The sequence below is a fragment of the Bacillus sp. SH5-2 genome, from assembly GCF_008368905.1.
Lineage (GTDB): Bacteria > Bacillota > Bacilli > Bacillales > Bacillaceae_G > Bacillus_A > Bacillus_A luti.
On sequence record NZ_QOSD01000025.1, the window covers coordinates 233,331 to 254,485 of the forward strand.

19 protein-coding genes and 3 pseudogenes are annotated in these 21,155 nt (G+C 37.4%); 16 read left to right on the forward strand and 6 right to left on the reverse strand.

Annotation, left to right across the window (positions count from 1 at the left end):
- Positions 1-49 precede the first annotated feature (49 nt).
- Both DN410_RS22740 and DN410_RS22745 read right to left on the reverse strand, forming a co-directional pair.
- Positions 50-592 (reverse strand): transcription repressor NadR, encoded by a 543-nt coding sequence (locus DN410_RS22740; protein WP_000812275.1) that lies wholly within the window; start codon positions 590-592, stop codon positions 50-52.
- Positions 592-1,734 (reverse strand): IscS subfamily cysteine desulfurase, encoded by a 1,143-nt coding sequence (locus DN410_RS22745; protein ID WP_149178142.1) that lies wholly within the window; start codon positions 1,732-1,734, stop codon positions 592-594. The genes DN410_RS22740 and DN410_RS22745 overlap by 1 nt, the downstream gene beginning before the upstream one ends.
- Before the next feature lie 152 nt (positions 1,735-1,886).
- Between DN410_RS22745 and nadB the strand changes: the two genes are divergently transcribed.
- The 6 genes and pseudogenes from nadB (at position 1,887) to DN410_RS22770 (ending at position 8,430) form a co-directional block, all read left to right on the forward strand.
- On the forward strand, positions 1,887-3,416 hold the full coding sequence (gene nadB / locus DN410_RS22750) for an L-aspartate oxidase (RefSeq protein ID WP_149178143.1): 1,530 nt from the start codon (positions 1,887-1,889) through the stop codon (positions 3,414-3,416).
- A gap of 19 nt (positions 3,417-3,435) precedes the next feature.
- The gene (gene nadC, locus DN410_RS22755) at positions 3,436-4,269 is read left to right on the forward strand and encodes a carboxylating nicotinate-nucleotide diphosphorylase (RefSeq protein ID WP_149178144.1); all 834 of its coding nucleotides are present in this window, start codon (positions 3,436-3,438) and stop codon (positions 4,267-4,269) included.
- Between the two features lie 30 nt (positions 4,270-4,299).
- Positions 4,300-5,406 carry a quinolinate synthase NadA gene (gene nadA, locus DN410_RS22760; protein WP_149178145.1) on the forward strand — a complete coding sequence of 369 codons (1,107 nt, stop codon included), beginning with the start codon at positions 4,300-4,302 and terminating at the stop codon, positions 5,404-5,406.
- Positions 5,407-5,632: 226 nt separating this feature from the next.
- Positions 5,633-5,789: pseudogene (safA, locus tag DN410_RS28830) on the forward strand (SafA/ExsA family spore coat assembly protein); the annotation flags it as partial.
- Positions 5,790-6,445: 656 nt separating this feature from the next.
- Positions 6,446-7,604, forward strand: a pseudogene (exsA, locus tag DN410_RS28835) (spore coat assembly protein ExsA); the annotation flags it as partial.
- A 181-nt stretch (positions 7,605-7,785) separates the two neighbouring features.
- Positions 7,786-8,430 (forward strand): YhcN/YlaJ family sporulation lipoprotein, encoded by a 645-nt coding sequence (locus DN410_RS22770; RefSeq protein WP_149178146.1) that lies wholly within the window; start codon positions 7,786-7,788, stop codon positions 8,428-8,430.
- A gap of 33 nt (positions 8,431-8,463) precedes the next feature.
- Here the strand turns inward: DN410_RS22770 and DN410_RS22775 are convergent.
- Positions 8,464-8,898 (reverse strand): annotated as a pseudogene (locus tag DN410_RS22775) (branched-chain amino acid ABC transporter substrate-binding protein).
- A 447-nt stretch (positions 8,899-9,345) separates the two neighbouring features.
- Here DN410_RS22775 and DN410_RS22780 point away from each other — a divergent pair.
- On the forward strand, positions 9,346-9,876 hold the full coding sequence (locus DN410_RS22780; protein ID WP_149178147.1) for a BofC C-terminal domain-containing protein: 531 nt from the start codon (positions 9,346-9,348) through the stop codon (positions 9,874-9,876).
- An 11-nt stretch (positions 9,877-9,887) separates the two neighbouring features.
- On the opposite strand, the gene DN410_RS22785 is transcribed toward DN410_RS22780, so the two are convergent.
- Positions 9,888-10,832, reverse strand: a complete 945-nt coding sequence (locus tag DN410_RS22785; protein ID WP_149178148.1) for an iron-hydroxamate ABC transporter substrate-binding protein — start codon at positions 10,830-10,832, stop codon at positions 9,888-9,890.
- Between the two features lie 188 nt (positions 10,833-11,020).
- Here DN410_RS22785 and ruvA point away from each other — a divergent pair, with 188 nt between their 5' ends.
- From ruvA to yajC, 6 genes are read left to right on the forward strand one after another with little or no spacing between them, the layout of a single operon-like run.
- On the forward strand, positions 11,021-11,638 hold the full coding sequence (ruvA, locus tag DN410_RS22790) for a Holliday junction DNA helicase RuvA (RefSeq protein WP_000464508.1): 618 nt from the start codon (positions 11,021-11,023) through the stop codon (positions 11,636-11,638).
- Positions 11,639-11,643: 5 nt separating this feature from the next.
- Positions 11,644-12,645, forward strand: a complete 1,002-nt coding sequence (gene ruvB, locus DN410_RS22795) for a Holliday junction branch migration DNA helicase RuvB (protein WP_149178149.1) — start codon at positions 11,644-11,646, stop codon at positions 12,643-12,645.
- Positions 12,642-12,842: a DUF2905 domain-containing protein gene (locus DN410_RS22800; RefSeq protein WP_000138162.1), complete on the forward strand. Its 201-nt coding sequence runs from the start codon at positions 12,642-12,644 to the stop codon at positions 12,840-12,842. Before ruvB ends, DN410_RS22800 begins: the two co-directional genes overlap by 4 nt.
- Positions 12,843-12,861: 19 nt before the next feature.
- Positions 12,862-13,914 (forward strand): tRNA preQ1(34) S-adenosylmethionine ribosyltransferase-isomerase QueA, encoded by a 1,053-nt coding sequence (queA, locus tag DN410_RS22805; RefSeq protein WP_149178150.1) that lies wholly within the window; start codon positions 12,862-12,864, stop codon positions 13,912-13,914.
- A 12-nt stretch (positions 13,915-13,926) separates the two neighbouring features.
- Complete coding sequence (gene tgt, locus DN410_RS22810; RefSeq protein ID WP_000125362.1) at positions 13,927-15,066, forward strand: tRNA guanosine(34) transglycosylase Tgt; 1,140 nt, start codon at positions 13,927-13,929, stop codon at positions 15,064-15,066.
- A 27-nt stretch (positions 15,067-15,093) separates the two neighbouring features.
- A complete protein-coding gene (gene yajC / locus DN410_RS22815) occupies positions 15,094-15,354 on the forward strand; it encodes a preprotein translocase subunit YajC (RefSeq protein ID WP_071712910.1) in 261 nt (86 codons plus the stop codon).
- A gap of 37 nt (positions 15,355-15,391) precedes the next feature.
- On the opposite strand, the gene DN410_RS22820 is transcribed toward yajC, so the two are convergent.
- Positions 15,392-15,775 carry a TIGR04086 family membrane protein gene (locus DN410_RS22820; RefSeq protein WP_149178151.1) on the reverse strand — a complete coding sequence of 128 codons (384 nt, stop codon included), beginning with the start codon at positions 15,773-15,775 and terminating at the stop codon, positions 15,392-15,394.
- 102 nt (positions 15,776-15,877) lie between these two features.
- On the opposite strand from DN410_RS22820, the gene DN410_RS22825 reads away from it, so the two are divergent.
- On the forward strand, positions 15,878-16,525 hold the full coding sequence (locus DN410_RS22825) for a DUF421 domain-containing protein (RefSeq protein ID WP_149178152.1): 648 nt from the start codon (positions 15,878-15,880) through the stop codon (positions 16,523-16,525).
- A gap of 29 nt (positions 16,526-16,554) precedes the next feature.
- Here the strand turns inward: DN410_RS22825 and spoVB are convergent, their stop codons facing one another.
- Positions 16,555-18,114: a stage V sporulation protein B gene (gene spoVB / locus DN410_RS22830; RefSeq protein WP_149178153.1), complete on the reverse strand. Its 1,560-nt coding sequence runs from the start codon at positions 18,112-18,114 to the stop codon at positions 16,555-16,557.
- Positions 18,115-18,300: 186 nt separating this feature from the next.
- On the opposite strand from spoVB, the gene DN410_RS22835 reads away from it, so the two are divergent.
- Both DN410_RS22835 and secDF read left to right on the forward strand, forming a co-directional pair.
- Complete coding sequence (locus tag DN410_RS22835) at positions 18,301-18,585, forward strand: post-transcriptional regulator (protein WP_000884550.1); 285 nt, start codon at positions 18,301-18,303, stop codon at positions 18,583-18,585.
- A 269-nt stretch (positions 18,586-18,854) separates the two neighbouring features.
- Complete coding sequence (gene secDF / locus DN410_RS22840) at positions 18,855-21,119, forward strand: protein translocase subunit SecDF (RefSeq protein WP_149178154.1); 2,265 nt, start codon at positions 18,855-18,857, stop codon at positions 21,117-21,119.
- The last annotated feature ends 36 nt before the right edge of the window (positions 21,120-21,155 follow it).

Below are 21,155 nucleotides of genomic sequence, written 5' to 3' on the forward strand. Positions count from 1 at the left end.
CACTTACAAAATAAAAGCACAGAGAATTATAAAAACTCTGTGCTTTACATTAATAAACGAGAAATCCTGCTTTATCTAAAGCCTCGCAAGCAGCGTCTAACTTTTCTTTGGAATCTGCTTCAATTGTATGTAAGTGAATACCATCTGTAAGTTGCGATAGATAGGAAGCATTTGTGTTTTCGATTTTTTGTAAATATTGCTCTACATCAAAGCGATTACTTACCATAATAGATGCTGTTAAGTCACCGTATACAGGATGCTCAACTTTTACGTCTTTAATCGTAACGCCGTGGTCAACAAGCATTGTAAGTTCTTGACGTACTTCTGCTGGTTTATGTTGGCATACAATTACGCGTTCAAAAGTCTGTTGTTTCTCTTGTGGTTTTAAATATAAATAGCCTTGAGCAGTTGCAATAATTGGTTCGTTTCTTGCTTTCAGCAAGGAAATGTCTTGCACGATAACTTGTCTACTTACGTTTGTCTTTTTTGATAGTTCATTCCCTGATAACGGTTCATTTGCAGCAAGAAGCCACTGCAGGATAAGTTGTCGTCTTTCTTCACCTAAAATCTTTTTTTGTTCATTTTGTTTCATTATGATTTAACACCTCTATAAAATTGATTTCCAATTGTGTGTAGTGCATGAATAGTAGTATCAATTTGATCTTTCGTTGTTTGCTGTCCGAAAGAGAAGCGGACATATTGTTTTGCCTCTTCATACGTTTTTCCAATTGCAAGCATTGTTTTCGAAGGTTCTTGTTTACCGACTTGGCAAGCACTTCCCGTGGAAATGGCAATACCGCGGCGGTTGCATTCTAGCATAGTATATTGACCTTCTATTCCTTTTATTGTAACCCCAATAATATGTGGTAAACAAGAAGTAGAATGACCTTCTACTTCAATTTCTAGCGGAAGTGTTCGTAATTGTTCTAAAAAGTAGGTCCGTAACGCTTTAAAACGTAAATTCTCTTCCATATGATTTTTTAATATATTCTCAGCTGCTGTTAAAAAAGCGGCGATTCCAGGAACGTTCACTGTACCAGGGCGAAATCCTTTTTCGTGAGAAGTACCTGGAAATATTTGTTCCCAGCGAACTTGTGGATTTATATAGCAAGCGCCGACACCTTTTGGTCCGTATATTTTATGTGCTGAAACAGAAAGACTATCAATCCCCATCTCAAAAACATGGATAGGAAGTTTGCCAAACGTTTGCACACAATCCGTATGAAATAAAACATTATATTTTTTTAAAAGTAGCCCAATCTCTGCTATGTTTTGAACGGTTCCGATTTCAGAATTTCCGTGCTGTATACTTGCTAGAACAGTATCTTCTGTAATAGCTGCTTCTATATCTACTAAACGAATAAGTCCACCTTTATCAACAGGAATTTTCGTAATCGTATAACCTTGTGATGCTAAAGATTGAAAATAACTTCGAATGGATGCATGCTCCATAGGTGTCGTAATAATGTGTTTTCCATTTCTAGCATTTAGAAGTGATTGAATCGCAAGATAGTTAGATTCTGAACCGCCGCTTGTAAAAAATACTCCTTGTTCTTTTCCTCCAATCATTTCTGCAAATGTTTTTCTGCACACTTGTAATAAAGAAGAGGCTGTCCCTCCAATATCATGTAAACTTTGTTCATTTCCAAAGTATTGTGTTGCTGCTTTCGTATATGTTTGTAACGCTTCCGCGCTCATAGGTGTAGTTGCTGCATAGTCGAGATATATCATCATGTAAGGTCCTCTCTCTAGTAAGAGTTACATTTCTTGTATTTTTTAAATGGTAGTGAAAATAAGAATTATAAAAAAACTCTTGTCATTATTTTAAAACTATGTAAATATAGGTGTCAAGACAGTTGAAAAGTGTAAAGTAGGAGGCAACGAATATGCCAAGTGCAGATGTCTTAATTATTGGAAGTGGCGTTGCGGCACTTCGTGTTGCAAAAGAGATTTGTCACGAAAAGAATGTGATTATTATCACAAAGGGTACAGAACGTAATAATAATACACATTTAGCCCAAGGTGGAATTGCGGCAGCTGTTGCTACATATGATGATCCTCATGATCATTTTGAAGATACGCTAGTAGCAGGGTGTCATTATAACAAGGAAGAAGTCGTCCGTTATTTAGTCGAGGAAGGACCGAAAGAAATAAATAATCTCATTGAAAACGGAATGGAATTTGATGGAGATGAAACGGGTCCTCACCTTGGAAAAGAAGGCGCACATCGAAATCGTCGTATTTTACATGCAGGTGGCGATGCAACAGGAAAGAATTTATTAGAGCATTTCATACAAGAAGTAGCCCCGTACGTTACAGTAGTGGAACAGGAAATGGTGCTCGATTTTATTATAGAAAACGATAAATGTGTTGGAGTTTTAACGAGAAATAGTGAAGGGGAACTGAAGCGTTACGATGCAGGTTATACGGTGTTAGCAACAGGAGGAATTGGTGGTTTATATGCCTTTACTTCTAATGACGGGACAATTACAGGCGATGGACTTGCGATGGTGTACCGCGCGGGCGGGGAGCTCGTAGATTTAGAGTTTATACAATTTCATCCGACGATGTTATACGCGGGCGGAGGGTGCCCCGGCCTCATTTCTGAAGCTGTTCGCGGAGAGGGAGCTGTCCTTATAAATGGAAAAGGACAGCGTTTTATGATGGATGTACATCCTGAACAGGATCTAGCCCCGCGTGATGTAGTGGCAAGGGCTATTCATGAACAGTTACTTGCGGGTGAAAAAGTGTACTTAAACATCGAAATGATTCAAAACTTTGAACAACGTTTTCCGACCGTGTCATCAATATGTAAAACGAATGGTGTCGATATAAATAAAAAACGTATTCCAGTCGTACCAGGTGCTCATTTTCATATGGGCGGCGTGAAAACGAACTGTGATGGAGAAACATCCATTCCTAACTTATACGCAGTTGGTGAAGTAGCTTGTAATGGTGTTCACGGCGCAAATAGGTTAGCGAGTAACTCATTATTAGAAGGCCTTGTGTTTGGGAAAAGAATCGGACAACATATTTTATCTAGAACTGCAAAAGAAAGAATGAAGGGTCTAACAGAGAAGGAAGACAAATTTATCGTTCTGAAGCATTTGCCGGCGAAAGAAGAAATACAAGAATGCATGATGAAATATGTTGGGATTGTACGAACAGAGCAAAGTTTATCTTATGCAAAGAGATGGCTTAGTAAGTATGGTGTTCGAAATATGATATTACAATATGATGCTCTTACAAATGAAGAGATAACGCTTATTAATATGTTAACAGTTTGTGAGCTTATAGTCGTATCAGCTTTGCAAAGAGAAGAAAGCATCGGCGGCCATTATCGAAGTGATTATCCAGATAGAAATAGCGTAAAAAAAGAGATTGTTCGAGTGAAAAGAAAACTACAACTTGTGTAATGAGGGGAAGAGGGGCTTTATGAATACAATAAAGGTTAAAGAAGCACTAAATCGATTTTTTCTAGAAGATATAGGAGAAAGAGATGTAACATCTCAGCTTATTTTTCCAGACAATTTACTTTCAAAAGGAACGTTTCTTGCAAAAGATACAGGGGTCTTTGCGGGACGTTTAGTAATTGAAGAAGGGTTTAAATTAATTGATGAGAGAATTGAAGTGGAGCTTCATAAACGAGATGGAGATCTTGTAGAAAAAGGCGAAATCATTGCAACTGTCCAAGGCCCAATCGCATCGTTATTAACGGCAGAGCGCGTTATATTAAACGTTATCCAGCGTATGAGCGGGATAGCGACAATGACACATAAAGCTGTTCTTGCGTTAGATAGCAGCCATACACGCATTTGTGATACGCGAAAAACGATGCCAGGGCTACGTATGTTTGATAAGTATGCAGTTGTATGTGGAGGCGGATTTAATCACCGTTTCGGTTTATATGACGGTGTCATGATTAAAGACAATCATATTGCTTTTGCCGGTTCTATTACGAAAGCCGTTACATCGGTGAAAGAAAAATTAGGGCATATGGTGAAAGTGGAAGTGGAGACAGAAACAGAGGAGCAAGTGAGAGAAGCTGTAGCTGCTGGTGCGGATATTATTATGTTTGATAACCGTACGCCAGATGAGATTCGAGAGTTTTCAAAGATTGTACCAAGTGCCATCGTTACAGAAGCTTCAGGAGGCATTACAATTGAAGATTTATCGGAATACGGAAAAACAGGGGTAGATTATATTTCACTTGGAGCGTTAACACATTCAGTGAAAGCACTTGATATTAGTTTCAATATTGAGGCGTAAGGAAAGTGGCTTAGAGGGGGAGAAAGAAATATGGGTATTTTAGAAAAAGTGCAACCGATTGAAACGATGTTACCGGAGCGTTATCACACGATGTCAACAGAAGATATGGAAAAGCGTGTTCGTGAAATTAAAGAAAAAATGGGGAGAACATTATTTATTCCAGGCCACCATTACCAAAAGGATGAAGTGGTACAATTTTCAGATGCAGCAGGAGATTCGCTGCAGCTTGCACAAGTTGCAGCAAGTAATAAAGAGGCGAAATATATTGTGTTTTGCGGTGTACACTTTATGGCAGAAACAGCAGATATGTTAACGACAGATGAACAAGTTGTCATCTTACCAGATATGCGTGCAGGTTGTTCGATGGCAGATATGGCAGATATTGAACAAACAGAAAGAGCGTGGAAAGAGCTCACGAAATTATTTGGAGATACGATGATTCCGTTAACGTATGTAAATTCTACGGCTGCAATTAAAGCATTTTGTGGTCGTAATGGCGGAGCGACAGTAACTTCTTCTAATGCTAAACAAATGGTATCTTGGGCGTTTACACAAAAAGAGCGTCTTGTCTTTTTACCGGATCAACATTTAGGAAGAAATACAGCGTACGACTTAGGTATCCCATTAGATAAAATGGCAGTATGGGACCCGCATACAGATTCATTAGAGTACGATGGAGATATAGAAGAAATTCAAGTAATTTTATGGAAAGGTCATTGTTCTGTTCATCAAAACTTTACAGTGAAAAACATTGAGAATGTACGAAAAAATCATCCGGATATGAATATTATTGTACATCCGGAATGTTGTTACGAAGTTGTAGCAGCTTCAGATTATGCGGGCTCGACGAAATATATTATTGATATGATTGAATCGGCTCCATCTGGAAGTAAATGGGCAATTGGTACGGAAATGAATTTGGTGAATCGAATTATTCAACAACATCCAGATAAAGAAATCGTTTCACTTAATCCCTTTATGTGTCCGTGTTTAACGATGAACCGAATTGATTTACCGCATTTATTATGGGCACTTGAAACGATAGAAAGAGGAGAAGAAATTAACGTTATTAGCGTAGATAAACAAGTGACCGAAGAAGCGGTTCTTGCATTAAATCGTATGTTAGAGCGTGTATGAAGCAGCGGGATTCCCGTTGCTTTTTTTCGTACATATAATCATAACGAGAACGAAATAGGCATACATTGTTTTGAAGAAATCATTGCGATTTTTTTATGCTTATTCCACTTCGAACTATATTGAAAATAGAAGAAGTGTTAAAAGTGAAAAGAAGTTCATGTTATTTAGAAGGTGTTACTTCATGAGATTTGTTACTTATAGATAAGTTATACAGGAGGGGGAAAATTTGAAAATTCATATCGTGCAAAAAGGGGATACCCTTTGGAAAATTGCGAAAAAGTACGGAGTGGATTTTGACACGTTGAAAAAAACAAATACACAACTTAGTAATCCAGATTTAATCATGCCGGGTATGAAAATTAAAGTACCATCAAACAGCGTTCACGTGAAACAACATGCTGGAGCAGGTTCAGCACCTCCAAAACAATACGTAAAAGAAGTGCAACAAAAAGAATTTGCAGCAACACCAACTCCGCTTGGAATAGAAGATGAGGAAGAAGTTACGTATCAATCAGCGCCAATTACACAAGCGCCTGCTATGCAACAAACACAAAAAGAAGTGCAAGTAAAACCCCAGAAGGAAATGCAAGTGAAGCCGCAAAAAGAAGTACAGGTAAAACCGCAAAAAGAACAGCCAATTCAAAAAGAACAACCAATTCAAAAAGAACAGCCGATTCAAAAAGAACAGCCAATTCAAAAAGAACAGCCGATTCAAAAAGAAAAACCAGTTGAAAAACCGTCTGTCATTCAAAAACCACCTGTTATAGAAAAACAAAAACCAGCGGAAAAAGAAAACACGAAGTTTTCGGTAAATGTATTACCGCAGCCGCCGCAGCCACCAATAAAACAGAAAAAAGAATATAAAATTTCAGACGTCATTAAAAAAGGAAGCGAGTTAATTGCTCCGCAAATTACGAAAATGAAACCTAATAACATCATTTCTCCGCAAACGAAAAAAGATAACATCGTATCACCGCAAGTGAAGAAAGAAAATATAGGAAATATCGTGTCACCGCAAGTGAAGAAAGAAAATATAGGAAATATCGTATCACCGCAAGTGAAGAAAGAGAATGTAGGAAATCACCGCAAGTAAAGAAAGAGAATGTAGGAAATATCGTGTCACCGCAAGTAAAGAAAGAGAATGTAGGAAATATCGTGTCACCGCAAGTAAAGAAAGAGAATGAAAAAGAAAGAGAATGTAGGAAATATCGTGTCACCGCAAGTAAAGAAAGAGAATGTAGGAAATATCGTGTCACCGCAAGTAAAGAAAGAGAATGTAGGAAATATCGTGTCACCGCAAGTAAAGAAAGAAAATATAGGGAGTATAGTATCACCGCAAGTGAAGAAAGAGAATGTAGGGAATATAGTATCACCAAACGTATCGAAAGAAAATGTAGTTATCCCGCAAGTCATACCGCCAAATATTCAAGTGCCAAACATCATGCCAATTATGGATAACAACCAACCACCAAACATCATGCCAATCATGGATAACAACCAACCACCAAACATCATGCCAATTATAACCAACCACCAAACATCATGCCAATCATGGATAACAACCAACCACCAAACATCATGCCAATTATGGATAACAACCAACCACCAAACCGATTATGGATAATAATCAAATGCCAAATATGATGCCAATTATGGATAATAATCAAATGCCAAATATGATGCCAATTATGGATAATAATCAAATGCCAAATATGATGCCAATCATGGATAATAATCAACCACCAAACATCATGCCAATTATGGATAATAATCAAATGCCAAATATGATGCCAATTATGGATAACAATCAACCACCGAACATGATGCCATATCAAATGCCATATCAACAGCCTATGATGCCACCGAATCCGTATTATCAACAACCAAATCCATATCAAATGCCATATCAGCAAGGAGCGCCGTTTGGACCGCAATATACATCTATGCCAAATCCAAATATGATGCCAATGGATAATAATATGCCGCCGCTCGTGCAAGGTGAGGAAGATTGTGGGTGTGGTGGAGACAATAGACTGTATAGTCCGCAGCCAGGTGGGCCACAATATGCGAATCCTTTATATTATCAACCAACTCAGTCAGCATATGCACCACAGCCAGGAACGATGTATTACCAACCAGATCCACCAAATGTATTTGGAGAACCCGATTCAGAAGAAGAGGACGAAGAGGAAGTTTAAAAAAGGCGGGGTTATTCCCGCCCTTTTTTTGTATGTAGATTTATTTAGAAAGCGAAAGATGTACATCAAGTGTTAGAAAATTCCTAGTGAAATATTAACAGTGTAAAAATCCGCTCTGTTACTCATTATAAGAGGGAGCTTTTCAGAAGAGAAGTTCATCCTAACAGAGGGGGTTTTTGTATTGAATACGAAAGTAAAAGTGATTGCTGCTTCTTTGTTAGTTACCAGTGCATTAGCTGCATGTGGTACACCAAAAGATAATAATGCAATGGATGGACGTAATTACAATTATGAGCGTACATCTTATAATGATACACACCAGTATCGTGACAATGTAGCGCGTAACGATCGTTATACAGATTATGTAACATATAGAAACGGTCGTAACGATACAGGATATAATTATTACCGTGATGTAAATTACAACGGACAAATTGCAAATCCACATCCAACACGTAATATTACAATGAACAATTCATACATTAACAACGATGGTAAAACTGCAGAAAAAATTACGAATCGTGTAAAACGTATGAATAATGTAGACAGAGTATCTACAGTTGTATATGGAAATGATGTAGCGATTGCGGTAAAACCACGTAATCCAGTATCGAATGAAACAGCGCTTGCAAACGAAATTCGTCAAGCTGTTGCAAATGAAGTTGGAAACAGAAATGTTTACGTTTCTGTAAGAAATGATATGTTTACTCGTGTCGATGCAATAAACACACGTTTACGTAATGGCACCGTTACAAACGATTTTAATCGCGACATAGTGAATATGTTCCGAGACATTCGTTACGGTTTAACTGGTACTGCGCGATAGCAAAACAAAAGAGGAAGGGCTAGCCCTTCCTCTTTATTCATCGCCTTCTTGTAACCGACGTTTTTTTATAAAATAGCTAACAGAGTAAGACGCTAAAAAGCATAGGAAGAGAATACTACCTGTTAAAATAGCTTCAAAGAGAGGTCTTTCTGGACTGAAAATGATATAGATAATAGCCATAACGATTCCAACAATAAGAGAGCGTAAAACAATTTTGTAATAAGGGGTTAATTGTATTTCTTTTTCACTTTCTTCTACATCGATAGAAACACTTAACTGTAAATAACTAAGTACCATACTCGTAAGAATAAATAATAACCATAATGGAGATTTCGTAATTTAATCCGCTCCTTCAGTGAATCCGATATAGCCTAAAATGGCAATTATACCAAGTGATTGAAAAAGAAAAGCAATACGTATGTTCTTTAATGTTTGAAGAATGAGTCGTTCATCCTTTATTTTTTTCACAATATCCATCTCCTGTTTATTATGATTTCGATGTTACATTTATTGTAACATATATATTACATTTATCAATTTATAATTTACATAAAGTAATTTGGAATAAAGAGGAGATAAAATATTTTTTGTAAATATGTTGCACTTATACGTTATTAATGTTATATTAGCAAAGCGATGAGCTAATTTACGTAAGACGAGAGATATGCTTAAGTGCTAAACACGCGAATGTGGTCGCCTGGTCTCTCGCCGTAAACGCATCAAGACGCCTGCTTTGCAGGCGTCTTTCATTTTATATAAAAACAAATGCTAACGCAGATAAGGATGAAGTTTTATCCTTATCTGCGTTTTTTATTTTTTTGAGAAACGTAATACAGTCATTTATATGGATAAAACCCCCATTTCCGGAAAAGCTACAAATGAAAGTTTGATCTTGCCTAAAAGAGGTGAACGGAAATGAAATGGATACTGATTACAATGCAAGCGTTCGTTATGATGTTTTGCTTAGTTTATGAAACGAGTGCGAGGGCGGAAGGGCCAGTACCAGAAGTAACAGAGAAAGACCCTCAAGTTACAATTTTATTAGAGCGCATGTATGTTGATGGAGAAGTAAGTGAAGAAATATTTACAGAAAAAGTAGCGGATTTAGAAAAGTTTTTACAGCAATATAAAGAATGGCAGCTCGTTGATCGTGATGATGTACAAATTGTATTACAAAAGAAAGTTGATGATATTTCTCCCTTATTGAAAACGAGTGGTTATTTCGGTGTTTCAGAGGAAGGGATATTACAAATCTTTAAAGGTGTGCCGAAAAGTGATAATGCGATTCATTCCTTTTTTCAAATTGATATGAAAAAGCTAGAGAGTTATGAACGGGCGAAGTTGAAGCGTGGTATTCGTATTAAGTCAAAAGAAGGATTCGTGAAGACAATCGAAAAAATGAAGCAATATGCAGTACAAAGTAAGAAAAAAAGCAGCTCATGGTGAGCTGCTTTTTCTTATTTATTTTTATCTAAAATTTGTTTTGCGATTTCATCAATTAGCATATCTTTTCCGATTGGATTGAATGCTTTCGTATTGAATACTTCGTTTGATACTTCATATACGTGATTGCTTTTTACTGCTTTATTATCTTTCCAAACGGCACTGTTTTTATAGTCTTCGTACACTTTATCAGCTTCTCCGCCGAAGTTTACAACGAACATTTGGTCAGGCTGGAATGCAACAAGACCTTCTAGTGATACTTGCGCCATCGTTTGTTTTAAATCTGTACCTTTTGTTGCTGGAAGTTTTAAGTCGTTAAAGATGATGTCACCGTATCCGAAGCTACCGTATACACGGAAGTTTTGTGGTGTAACTGCAACGAACATAAAGTTTTCATCTTTTGTTTTTTCTTTAATTTTTTTAGATAAAGAGTCTGCTTTTTTATCGTAGTCTGCAATCCATTTGTCAGCTTTCTTCTCTTCATCAAATAGCTTGCTTACTTCTTTAAACTTACCGCGCCAATCTTCTAAGTTTGTTTCTAGAACAACTGTCGGTGCAACCTTTTCTAATTGATCATAAATTTTCAATTGACGATTATTTAAAATAATTAAGTCTGGTTTTAAAGCAGTAACAGCTTCTAAATCGACTTTAGGTGCCCAGTACCAACCTACTGCTTTTACGCCATCTAATTTTTCTGTTAAGTGATTTTGGATTTTATCTTTATATGTGTTTGCTGTACCAACAGGTTTGTGTCCAAGAAGTAATAATTCTTCTGTTGATCCAGATAAATCAACAATTCTCTTTGGATTTACTGGAATTGTAGCTTCCCCTTTAGCGTGTTTTACAACTTTTGTTTTCGGTTGTTCTTTTGCTTTTGATTCTTCCTTTTGAGAAGAACAGCCAACGATAGAAAGAACAACTAGCATGATAGTAAATAAAATAAATAACTTCTGTTTCATCCTGATGTAACCCCTTTAATTAGTATTGATAATCATTATCGACTACTGTATATTAATGTGCTTCATACTATCTGTCAATGGAAAATAACAGAAGTTTCAAATAGAGAACATTTGTTGGGGCAGTCTCGCTTTTCTATCGTTAAATATGTTAAAATGGAATACATGATTTAAGAGGGAGAGATCGTATTTTGTTTGAATATGTTACAGGTTACGTGGAGTATGTAGGACCGGAATATGTCGTAATTGACCATAATGGAATTGGTTATCAAATTTTCACACCGAATCCGTATGTATTTCAAAGAAGTAAGCAAGAAATCCGTGTCTATACATATCATTATGTGAGAGAAGATATTATGGCACTTTACGGGTTTAAAACACGTGAAGAGCGTTTATTATTTACAAAGTTGTTAGGTGTGTCTGGCATTGGACCAAAAGGTGCTCTTGCCATTTTAGCTTCTGGTCAAACAGGACAGGTTGTTCAAGCAATTGAACATGAAGATGAGAAGTTTTTAGTAAAGTTCCCGGGTGTCGGAAAGAAAACAGCGCGCCAAATGATTTTAGATTTAAAAGGAAAACTAGCAGATGTCGTACCAGATGCATTTGTTGATTTATTCTCAGACGAAGAACGTTTTGATGAGAAGAAAGGTTCATCAGCTGAGCTGGATGAGGCGTTAGAAGCTCTGCGCGCACTTGGATACGCGGAACGAGAAGTTTCTCGCGTTGTACCAGAGTTATTAAAAGAATCATTGACGACGGATCAGTATATTAAAAAGGCACTTAGTCTTTTACTAAATGGTAAGAGGTGAGTATAATGGACGAACGTCTCCTTTCAGGGGAATCTGCATATGAAGATGTGGATTTAGAATATTCATTACGGCCACAGACGCTCCGTCAGTATATTGGCCAAGATAAGGCGAAACATAATTTAGAGGTGTTTATTGAAGCGGCGAAAATGCGTGAAGAGACGCTAGATCACGTGCTTTTATATGGACCGCCAGGGCTTGGTAAAACGACGCTTGCGAATATTATTGCCAATGAAATGGGCGTAAATGTTAGAACAACTTCAGGACCCGCAATTGAAAGACCAGGTGATTTAGCGGCTGTTTTAACAGCACTTCAACCAGGGGATGTATTATTTATTGATGAAATTCATCGTTTGCATAGATCAATTGAAGAAGTACTATATCCTGCGATGGAAGACTTCTGTCTTGATATTGTAATTGGGAAAGGACCGTCAGCACGGTCTGTACGATTAGACTTACCTCCATTTACATTAGTTGGGGCAACGACGCGTGCAGGTGCATTATCAGCACCGCTTCGTGACCGTTTCGGTGTGCTTTCAAGATTAGAGTATTACACGGTAGATCAGCTTTCTGAGATTGTTGAACGTACAGCAGAAGTATTCGAAGTTGAAATTGACTCGTTAGCCGCACTAGAAATTGCAAGACGTGCTCGTGGTACACCTCGTATTGCAAATCGTTTATTACGACGTGTACGAGATTTCGCACAAGTTCGTGGTAACGGAACGGTTACAATGGAAATCACACAAATGGCGTTAGAACTACTGCAAGTAGATAAATTAGGACTCGATCATATCGATCATAAATTATTGCTTGGTATTATTGAGAAGTTCCGTGGTGGTCCAGTTGGATTAGAAACCGTTTCGGCAACGATTGGAGAAGAATCTCATACGATTGAAGATGTGTATGAGCCATATTTACTACAAATTGGCTTTTTACAACGAACGCCAAGGGGCCGAATTGTAACGCCACTTGCATATGAGCATTTCGGAATGGAGATGCCAAAAATATGACGGAGATGCCAAAATTGCTTATTACAGCAGGTATCTTACTCATCGTTGTTGGATTAGCTTGGAAGTTCATTGGAAGGCTTCCAGGCGATATTTTTGTGAAAAAAGGAAACGTTACCTTTTATTTTCCTATCATTACATGTATTGTGTTAAGTATTGTATTATCTTTTATTATGTATATAATAAATCGATTTAAATAAGAAATAGGTGGATATAGTTATGGATATTAATCTGTTTGATTTTCATTTACCAGAAGAACTTATTGCACAAGTCCCGTTAGAAGAGCGTGAAACATCAAGATTAATGGTGTTAGACCGTGAAACAGGCGATATTGAGCATAAACATTTTACGGACATTCTTTCTTACTTACATGAGGGGGATTGCTTAGTTTTAAATGAAACGAAAGTAATGCCAGCTCGTTTGCACGGTGTGAAAGAAGATACAGGCGCACACATTGAAGTACTTCTTTTAAAACAAGAAGAAGGCGATAAGTGGGAAACGCTTGTTAAGCCAGCGAAACGTGTAAAAGAAGGAACGGTTATCTCTTTTGGCGAAGGGAAATTAAAAGCAACTTGCACAGGAACTGCAGATCAAGGTGGACGTCAGCTTGAATTTTCATATGACGGCATCTTCTATGAAATTTTAGATGAGCTTGGAGAAATGCCACTTCCTCCATATATTAAAGAGACGCTAGAAGATCGCGATCGCTATCAAACAGTATATGCGAAAGAAATCGGTTCAGCAGCAGCGCCAACTGCAGGACTTCACTTTACAGAAGAGTTACTGGAGAAGTTAAAACAAAAAGGCGTTGAGTTAGCATTTATTACACTTCACGTAGGGCTTGGGACATTTAGACCAGTTTCTGCAGATACGATTGAAGAACACCATATGCACGCAGAATATTACCATATGTCTGAAGAGACAGCGGCATTATTAAACCGTGTGAAAGAGAGTGGTGGACGTATTATTACTGTAGGTACGACATCAACTCGTACGCTAGAAACAATTGCGACAGATCATGATGGAAAGCTTTGTGCTGCTTCTGGCTGGACAGACATTTTTATGTATCCAGGTTATGAATTTAAAGCAATTGATGGTTTAATTACAAACTTCCATTTACCGAAATCAACATTAATTATGCTTGTAAGTGCATTTGCAAACAGAGATAATGTACTTCATGCTTATAATGAAGCAGTAAAAGAAAAATATCGTTTCTTTAGCTTTGGTGATGCAATGTTCGTTGCCTCTCACGCTAAAATGGGAAACAAATAAAAGGAGTAAATTATGACAGCAATTCGTTATGAATTTATTAAAACTTGTAAACAAACGGGTGCGCGTTTAGGACGTGTCCATACGCCACACGGTTCATTTGATACACCAACATTTATGCCAGTTGGTACACTTGCAACAGTTAAGACGATGTCACCAGAAGAATTAAAAGCAATGGATTCTGGCATTATTTTAAGTAATACGTATCATTTATGGCTACGTCCAGGTCATGAAATTATTCGTGAAGCAGGCGGTTTGCATAAATTTATGAACTGGGATCGCGCGATTTTAACAGACTCTGGTGGTTTCCAAGTATTCAGTTTAAGTGACTTCCGCCGTATTGAAGAAGAAGGCGTTCACTTCCGTAACCACTTAAATGGAGATAAATTATTCTTATCACCAGAAAAAGCGATGGAAATTCAAAATGCATTAGGTTCAGATATTATGATGGCATTTGATGAGTGTCCACCATTCCCAGCTACTTTTGAATATATGAAGAAATCTGTAGAGCGTACAAGCCGCTGGGCAGAGCGTTGTTTAAAAGCGCATGAACGTCCACAAGATCAAGGTTTATTCGGTATTGTACAGGGCGGGGAGTTTGAAGAACTTCGTCGTCAAAGTGCAAAAGATCTTGTTTCAATGGACTTCCCTGGTTACGCTGTAGGTGGTTTATCTGTTGGGGAGCCAAAAGATATTATGAACCGTGTACTTGAGTTCACAACACCACTTCTTCCAGATAATAAACCACGTTACTTAATGGGAGTAGGTTCTCCTGACTCGTTAATTGATGGTGCAATTCGTGGTATTGATATGTTTGACTGTGTACTTCCAACTCGTATTGCGCGAAATGGTACATGTATGACAAGTGAAGGTCGTCTTGTTGTGAAAAATGCGAAATTCGCTAGAGACTTCGGTCCACTTGATCCAAATTGTGATTGCTACACATGTAAAAATTACTCTCGTGCGTACATTCGTCACTTAATGAAATGTGATGAAACGTTCGGAATTCGTTTAACGTCTTATCACAACCTTCATTTTCTGTTAAACTTAATGGAGCAGGTGAGACAAGCTATTCGTGAAGACCGTCTTGGCGATTTCCGCGAAGAATTCTTTGAACAGTATGGCTTTAATAAACCGAATGCTAAAAACTTCTAATACATAATTTAAAAGGAGGAACAAAAGATGAATGCAGGTATGATGAATATCGTTATGATCGTTGCGATGTTTGCGATTTTCTATTTCTTATTAATTCGCCCGCAACAAAAGCGTCAAAAAGCAGTTGCTCAAATGCAAAATGAGTTAAAAAAAGGTGATGCTATCGTAACAATCGGTGGTTTACACGGTACAATCGAATCAGTAGATGAAACGAAAATCGTTGTTAAATCTGGTGGTTCACACTTAACTTTCGATCGCAATGCGATTCGTGAAGTTGTGAAAAACTAATGAGGAAGGCCCTGCATGAAATGTGCAGGGCCTTTTTTTAGTTAGTTTGCTTTGACATATTTACACCGAAAATACCACCGAGTGTGCTCGCACCCATTAATGCTAACTGATAAAGTAACTGTGGGTTCGATAAGGTTTGAGAAAAGCCTAAATAGTTAACTAGAAAAACAAGTACAGTGAATGTAAGTCCTGTCGTGAAACCTACTAGCCAACCTTTCCCTTGTGCTTTTTTTCCAGCGATAAATCCAGACATAAGCATGGAGAGGAGGGCTAGTATAAAAATCGTAATTACTAATGTTCCTTCACTAATATTCGTAAACCTTAATAAAAGAGCCATGACCATACTTGTGATAGAGGCAAGAATTAATAAGGTAATAATACCGAAGCCAATTGCCGTTGATAATTTTTTCGTTCCATCCATTTATGCATTCCCCCTTTTTAATACAAGCATATTTTCATTTTGCCTAAGTTAGACTAGTTTCTTTTTTAAAGGGGAGTCTATATGTAAAAAGGAGATGTAGAAATGGAATGGGTATCAATTATTGGCCGGACGATGCTTTTGTATATCATCATCTTAATTATTTTTCGTCTTATGGGTAAACGTGAAATTGGAGAGCTAAGTGTATTAGATTTAGTTGTATTCATTATGCTTGGTGAAATGGCAGTAGTCGCAATTGAAAATACCGATAAATCACTTTGGCACCAATTAGTTCCAATGACTTTTCTTATGTGTATACAGATCATTTTGTCAGTTATTTCGTTAAAGTATCAACGCTTTCGGCATTTAATAGAAGGGGAGCCGGCTATTCTTGTAAATGCGGGAAAGATTGATGAAAAGAAGATGAGAAAGCAACGTTATAATATGGATGATTTAATGATGCAATTAAGGGAGCAGGGAGTCGGAGATATCCGAGATGTAGAATACGCTATTTTAGAACCATCTGGGAAGTTATCTGTCTTTCAAAAACAAAAAGGTGAGCAGGATGTATTGCAGTTTACTCTTCCTCTTATTATTGATGGGGAAATTCAATCTAGTCATTTGCAAATGATTGAACATACAGACGAATGGCTCATTGGGAAATTAAAAAACTTAGGTTATAACGATATAACACAAGTTTTGTACTGCAGCTTTCAAAATGGACAATTTTTTGTTGATTTAAAAGAAAACTAGAGGCTTACCATATGAAATAGTAAGCCTGTTTATTTCAAAAATGAAAGTTTACGAATGATAGGGAGACGGCTTAACTCTTCTTTTCGAATCAGCTTGAAAGTGAAAAGTAGGATGGTATAAACGATTGTTGTTAAGATGATTTCCCATAACGTTTGTACACCGAGCGAATGAGAAAAAACAATATACTTATGAAGGTAAAAACCGAAGCTACCTGCAATACCGATGGCAAGCCCGCCAAAAATATAGTCTTTTGCGTAAATGGTAAATGTAATCTTTTTTAAAACGGTAGCGTAGTGAAGGAAGGTTACCGTTACTATATTTGCCGCAATGGCTAGTGCAACCCCCATCATTTGAAAATCTGGTCTTGAAGCTAGTACAAAAATAACGATTAACTTCACGATGGCGCCAATAAATGTATTCATCATTGCAGCTCGTGCTAGGTTTAAAGCTTGCAAAACAGAGGTAAGTGGACTTTGGAAATAATGAAATAAAAAGCAAGGTGCAAGGAGTTGGATGAATGCTGTGGCACTGTCTGATCCGTACATAAGAGTTAAAACGGGAGAAGCGAATACATATAGTATAACGACTGACCATCCTCCAGTAATTAATGAGATTCGAAGAGCTTGTTGTAATCGGTGTTCCACTAATTTGTGCTGCCTTTTTGCCATCGCTTCGCTAATGGATGGAACGAGTGCTGTTGAAAGAGCGTATGTAATAAAGGCTGGTAATGATAGAAGTGGAAATGCATAGCCGTTTAATATACCATATTGCTGAGTTGCGACAGAGGCAGCAACGCCAGCAATCGCTAAGCTTTGCATAACAACGATAGGCTCAAAAAAATATGAAACGGAACCGATTAAACGGCTCCCTGTAGTGGGAAGGGCAATGTCCATAAGAGAATAAAATGTCCCTTTGCTATTTTTTACAGTAGTGAAAAATCCAGAGCGTATTGATAAATGTTTTTCGCGCTGGAATAAAGTGAGTAAAAATAATAAGGATGCAACTTCGCCGAGAACGGCTGATAACATAGCGCCGGCTGCAGCATATTCTACGCCGTAAGGTAAAAATAACCGAATGCATATAGCGATAATTGTAATACGGACAACTTGTTCTATAACTTGAGCATAAGCGCTAGGCTTCATATTTTGTTTCCCCTGGAAATAACCACGTAAAACAGAAGAAACTGCAATAACAGGAACGACAGGCAAAATAGCCATTAACGGGTAGTACGTTCTTTCATCGGTCAATAATGTTTTGGCTAAAATGGGTGTGAGGAGCATAATCCCAATTGTTAAAATGATACTAATAACGGATGTAACAGCTAGGGAGACAGTTAATATTTTTTTGACTTTTTGTTTATCATTCACTGCTTCCGCTTCTGCTACAAATTTTGCAATTGCAACAGGAAGGCCGATTTGTGTTAATGTAATTGCTAAAATGAAGGTGGGAACAGCCATCATATAAAGGCCAACGCCTTCTTCTCCTAGTATACGTGCCATTACAATGCGGTTAATAAATCCAAGGATTTTTGTAATAAAGCCAGCTATCATTAAAATAAATGCACCTTTTAAAAAGCTTTGTCTCGTCATACTCTTCTCCTACCTTCTCAAAATCAGTGGAATGATTTACAATAATTTATATGCACGTATGAGACAAGAATGACAAGCATTTAAGAGAGTGAAGTATGAATGCTCTTGAAAGTAGTAGTTATTGCTGTCCATTAGAGCGGGAGTAAAAGCGACTTTTCGTGCTGAAATAAGAAGGAGATGTTATATATGTTGGATAAAGAGGCTTTGGTAGAATCATACCGCGGACAGTTACAAGTCGTTTTGGAAAGTAAAGTAGAAGAGTTTCGAATGTTCGGTTATGACCGAGTGACAGATAATGATATTTGGAAGTTTCTCAAGGTGAAAAAGTGGAAAAAGATAGACAGTGATGTTAGGTTATATGAATTAGTAAATGATGTCTTAAGAGTAAGTGCTAATGAATATATGACATATTTAACTGTTGAAGCATATCAAGCGCCCCTTTGGTCATTTGATGAATATGAAAATAAATAACTGACTGCAATTGGTTTGTTCTTCCTTTTGCAGTATAATGATAGGTATTGATAAAGAGGAATTAATGATGTCTAAGATTATATATAAAGGAGGTAGTGAAGCGAAAAATAAATAATAAAAGTGTAGGTATTCCGTAAGGCTTACCGACATAGCTAGTGATGGGCTAGCAAAACTATAGAAAGGAAGTCTACTAACTAGGCGTATGCACACGTATAGCAGTGAATCGTAAGAGATTTATTGAAAGTGTTAGTAGCAGAAAGAGGGTACATATGGCAAAGCGTGGTACGAGAATTGCTGCCTTTTTCCTCATCGTTTTATTAATCGGTGGAGTAATTGGTGCGGCAGGAAAAGACATAGCAAAAGGAATTAGTCTAGGACTAGACCTTCGCGGTGGTTTTGAAATTCTGTATGAAGTAAAACCAGCCAAAAAAGGTGATAAAATTGACCGAGAGGCGCTTGTAAGTACAGTAGGTGCGCTTGAAAATCGTGTCAATGTTCTCGGTGTAAGTGAGCCGAACATTCAAATTGAAGGGGAAAATCGAATTCGTGTACAGCTTGCTGGTGTACAAGATCAGCAAAAAGCACGTGAGATGTTATCAACACAAGCGAAATTAACATTCCGTGATGTAGATGACAACCTTCTTATGGATGGAACGGATTTAAAAGGCGGCGGAGCGAAGCAAACATTTGATGAGCAAGGTCGTGCGAGCGTAGGTCTTACACTAAAAAGCGCTGACAAATTCCGTGAAGTAACTGAAAAAATTTCAAAAATGCCACCACCAACGAATTTAATGGTGATTTGGCTTGATTTTGAAGAAGGAAAAGATTCGTATAAAGCAGAAGCTGCAAAACCGAATCCGAAGTTTTTATCAGCAGCAACAGTAAGTCAAGTGTTTAACCAAGCTGAAGTATCTATCGTAGGTGGAAATTTCACAGTTGAAAGTGCGAAACAACTTTCATCTTTATTAAATGCAGGTGCACTTCCTGTTGATTTAAAAGAAATGTATTCAACATCTGTTGGAGCGAAATTTGGTCAACAAGCGTTAGAGCAAACGATTTTCGCTAGTGCGATTGGTATCGCTCTTATTTTCTTATTTATGCTTGTATTTTACCGTTTACCAGGACTTGTAGCGGTTATTATGTTAGGTCTATACATTTTCGTTACATTACTTGTCTTTAACTGGATGCATGCAGTTCTTACGTTGCCGGGTATTGCGGCGTTAGTGCTCGGGGTAGGTATCGCAGTTGATGCGAATATTATTACGTACGAGAGACTGAAAGAAGAACTGAAAATTGGTAAGTCAATGATGTCAGCATTCCGTGCTGGTAACCATCGTTCATTAGCAACAATTTTAGATGCAAACGTTACGACTCTTGCAGCAGCTGGTGTGTTATTCGTTTATGGTAATAGCTCTGTAAAAGGATTCGCAACAAGTTTAATCGTAAGTATTTTAGTTGGTTTCATTACGAACGTATTCGGTACTCGTTTCTTACTAGGATTACTTGTAAAGAGCCGTTACTTCGATAAAAAATCAGGATACTTTGGTGTGAAACAAAAGGATATTATTCCATTAACAAAAGGTGTAGTACATCCACCGACAAAATTTGACCGTATTAACTTCGTAAATATCGGTCATAAATTCCTTGTTTTCTCGATTGTAGTTGTAATTGCAGGTGCAATTATCTTACCGATTTTCAAATTGAACCTTGGTATTGACTTTGCGAGTGGTACACGAATCGACTTGCAATCAAAACAAGCAGTTACTGTGTCTGATGTTCATAAAGATTTTAAAGAATTGAACATTGATGTGAAGGAAGAAAATATTGTACCGACTGGAGATGACAATAAAGGATTCGCAGTTCGTACATTAGGTGTTCTATCAAAAGATGAAATTGCGAAAACAAAAACATTCTTCCACGATAAATATGGTACAGATCCAAACGTAAGTACAGTTTCGCCGACAATCGGTAAAGAAATTGCACGAAATGCATTTATCGCAGTATTAATTGCTTCTGCGGTTATCATTTTATACGTAAGTATTCGATTCCGATTTACGTACGCATTATCTGCAGTACTTGCATTATTACATGATGCATTTGTTATGATTGTTATATTTAGTATTTTCCAGTTAGAGGTAGACTTAACGTTTATCGCTGCGGTATTAACAATTATTGGTTATTCTATTAATGACTCGATTGTTACATTCGATAGAAACCGTGAATTATACAAACAGAAAAAACGAGTTCGCGATATAAAAGACTTAGAAGAAATTGTAAATGCAAGTATTCGCCAAACGCTTGGTCGTTCGATTAACACCGTATTAACAGTGTTATTCCCAGTAATTGCACTGCTTATCTTCGGTAGTGAGTCACTACGTAACTTCTCGTTTGCGTTACTTGTTGGATTAGTTGTAGGTACGTACTCTTCTGTTTTCGTTGCTTCTCAAATTTGGTTAATGCTTGAAAACCGTCGTTTGAAAAAGGGGAAAAACAAGAAGAAGGTTGAGAAAGTAGAATCTGAACCGCAAGTATAAAAAAGATGATGCCTCATAATAAAATGTACCCTATAG